Origin of the sequence: Thermosynechococcus sp. OHK43 (assembly GCF_014466085.1) — a bacterium.
Lineage (GTDB): Bacteria > Cyanobacteriota > Cyanobacteriia > Thermosynechococcales > Thermosynechococcaceae > Thermosynechococcus.
In genome coordinates this window covers 1-2753 of the sequence record NZ_JACOMP010000080.1, presented here as the reverse complement: position 1 = coordinate 2753, position 2753 = coordinate 1, and the positions used below count along the sequence as shown (strand labels likewise).

Below are 2753 nucleotides of genomic sequence, written 5' to 3'. Positions count from 1 at the left end.
CCCTTTTTTTTTTTTTCTAAAAGCAGGGAACATCGTCATTGTTGACGATACCCGTGAAATTAGCGATCCCATTAACCAAGAAATTGCAATTACTTTTCCGGGAGCCTGGTTACTGATTCCCTTAATGGTGGCAGGTCGCCTCTGGGGAAGCCTGAGCCTATCTACCTATCCTCAACCCCATGGGTGGTCAAGGGCAGAAATTGAACGAGCCTGTGGGGTTGCCACCCAATTGGAGGTAGCCATTTACCAAGCCACCCTCTACCGGCAAGTACAACAGGAACTGGCTGAGCGACGGCAGGTTGAGGCTGCTCTGCGCGCCAGTGAGGAACGGTTTCGCTTGGCGACGCTTCACTTGCCTGGCGCCATTTTCCGCTATGAGCAATATCCCGATGGCCGCAACTGTGCCCTTTACCTCAACCCAATGTGCGAACGTCTTTGGGGTGTACCGGCAGAGGCAGCTGCCGCCGATGGTGAATGTTTGTGGCAGCTTGTGCATCCCGAGGATCGAGAAGCCACATGGCAATCTGTACTGCGTTCGGCTGAAACCTTGACCCCTTGGTTTTGTCAATGGCGCATCATTCATCCTGCCACAGGAGAAGTCCGCTGGCTGGAGGGGGCGGGTCAACCCACACGGGAGGCCGATGGCGCTGTTGTCTGGTACACGGTGGTTTTGGATGTCACGGAGCGGCTGGTGGCGGAGACTCGTCTTAAGGAACAACAGGCGCAGTTAGAGTTGGCGGCACGGGTCTCTAATATTGGTTTCTATTTTTGTGATTTACGTACAGGGGCCTTCTGTGTTTCCTCCAGCTACCGAAGGCAATTGGGGTATTCTGGCACCGCCAAAGAAGCAAGTCTTGAGGATTGGGAAGAGCGACTCCACCCAGAGGATCGCGATCGCGTTACTGTTGCCTACCGTCAGTTCCTACGCGGCGCGGCAGAGTACAATATTGATTTTCGGCTCCGCCATTGCAATGGCACCTACCGCTGGTTCCACAGTGAAGCAGTATTGATTCACGATGAGCAGGGTCAGCCCTGTAAAGTGGTAGGTACCAACATTGATATTACAGAACGCAAAGCCATTGAACTAGCACTGCAGGAAAGCGAGGCACGCTATCGGTTCCTAGCGGAAAATACCAGCGATATTCTTGGGCTCTACGATCCGCAGTGGCAATGTCTCTATGTGAGTCCCTCTTGTCAAACCCTCTTGGGCATTCCTCCTGAAAAGCTGCTTGGCCAGCATTTTAGCCAGCTTTGTTCTTCTGATTGGGAGCGATCGCGAGTCAACCAGGAACTGGAGCAGATGATTCAGCAGCAAAGGTTCTGGCCCATAACCTATGAGGTTTGTACTGCCCAAGGGGATCCCCTGTGGCTGGAGACGTTAGTTAAACCCTGCTACAACAGTCAAGGTCAATTGCACCAACTGCAGACGACCTCCCGCGATGTCACTGCTCGAGTAAAAGTGCAGCTTCAACTGCATCGGCAAGCCTATCACGATTCTTTGACAGGACTGCCGAACCGGCTTTACTTCATGGAGCAATTGGAAGCAGCAATTACCGAGGCGCAAACAAGTCCTGAGTTTTACTATGCGGTGCTATTTTTCGATCTGGATCGCTTTAAGGTGATTAATGACAGCCTGGGCCATGGGGTGGGGGACCAACTTCTAATGACTTTCGCCAGTTGGCTGCGGTGCCTCGTTGAGAATCGGTACACGGTAGCTCGTTTGGGCGGAGATGAGTTTGCGATTCTGCTCACCGAGGTGCCCCACATCCAGAGGGCGATCGCCCTGTGCGAACAAATTATCCATCGCCTTCAGGAGCCCCTGAGGGTGGAGGAGCGGCAAATTTTCCTCAGTACGAGTATCGGCGTTGTCTTTTGCCAAAACGAGTATGAAACCGGTATAGCCGTCCTAAGGGATGCCGATATTGCGATGTATGCGGCTAAAAGGCAGTTAACAAAGCGCTATGCTGTCTTTAATGCCCAGATGCACAAACAGGTTCTAGAGCGGCTCCACTTTGAACATGATCTGCGCCACGCTCTAAACGGTGGGGAATTGCAAGTCTTTTACCAGCCGATCTTTCATTTGAAGAGTCAGCGATTGGTCGGCATGGAGGCCTTGGTGCGCTGGCAACACCCTGAGCGGGGTCTTGTCTCACCGGCACACTTTATCCCCATTGCCGAGGAGACAGGGTTGATCGTGGCGCTGGATCAGTGGGTCCTAGAGCAGACCTGTCGGCAGCTCTGGACTTGGCAACAGCAGTATGGCATCCCAGCTGATTTAAGGCTCGGCGTCAATGTTTCTGCCAAGACGCTCCAGGATGCCACTTTCCTGAAGTATCTGGATACCCTTCAGCGGCGGTACCCCCTGCCCAGACAGCATTTGCTGCTAGAACTCACCGAAAGGATTAGCATTGAACTGGGAAGTGAAATGCTGAATTTGCTGGAATTGCTCAGGAATCGCAATATTGAAATTGGCATTGATGACTTTGGCACAGGCTATTCCTGCCTCAGCTATCTCCAGAGCCTGCCGATTCAACACCTCAAGGTAGATCGTTCCTTTGTCAGCCAACTGGAGGAAAATGAACGCAACTTGCAAATTACCCGCATGATTCTACTCCTGAGCCAGCAGTTGGGCTACCGGGCTGTTGCTGAGGGCATTGAAACACCAAGGCAACTGCAAATACTTCAGGGACTGGGATGTGACTACGGTCAAGGCTATCTCTTTGGCCCTCCCCTGCCCGCCGAAGAGTTCGAAT

The 2753-nt window shown here is 52.6% G+C and carries 1 protein-coding gene; it reads left to right on the top strand.

The genetic code is table 11. The features are described from left to right. On the top strand, positions 1 to 2753 hold a 2753-nt coding region (locus H8Q75_RS03405), incomplete at both ends, for an EAL domain-containing protein (RefSeq protein WP_297040519.1).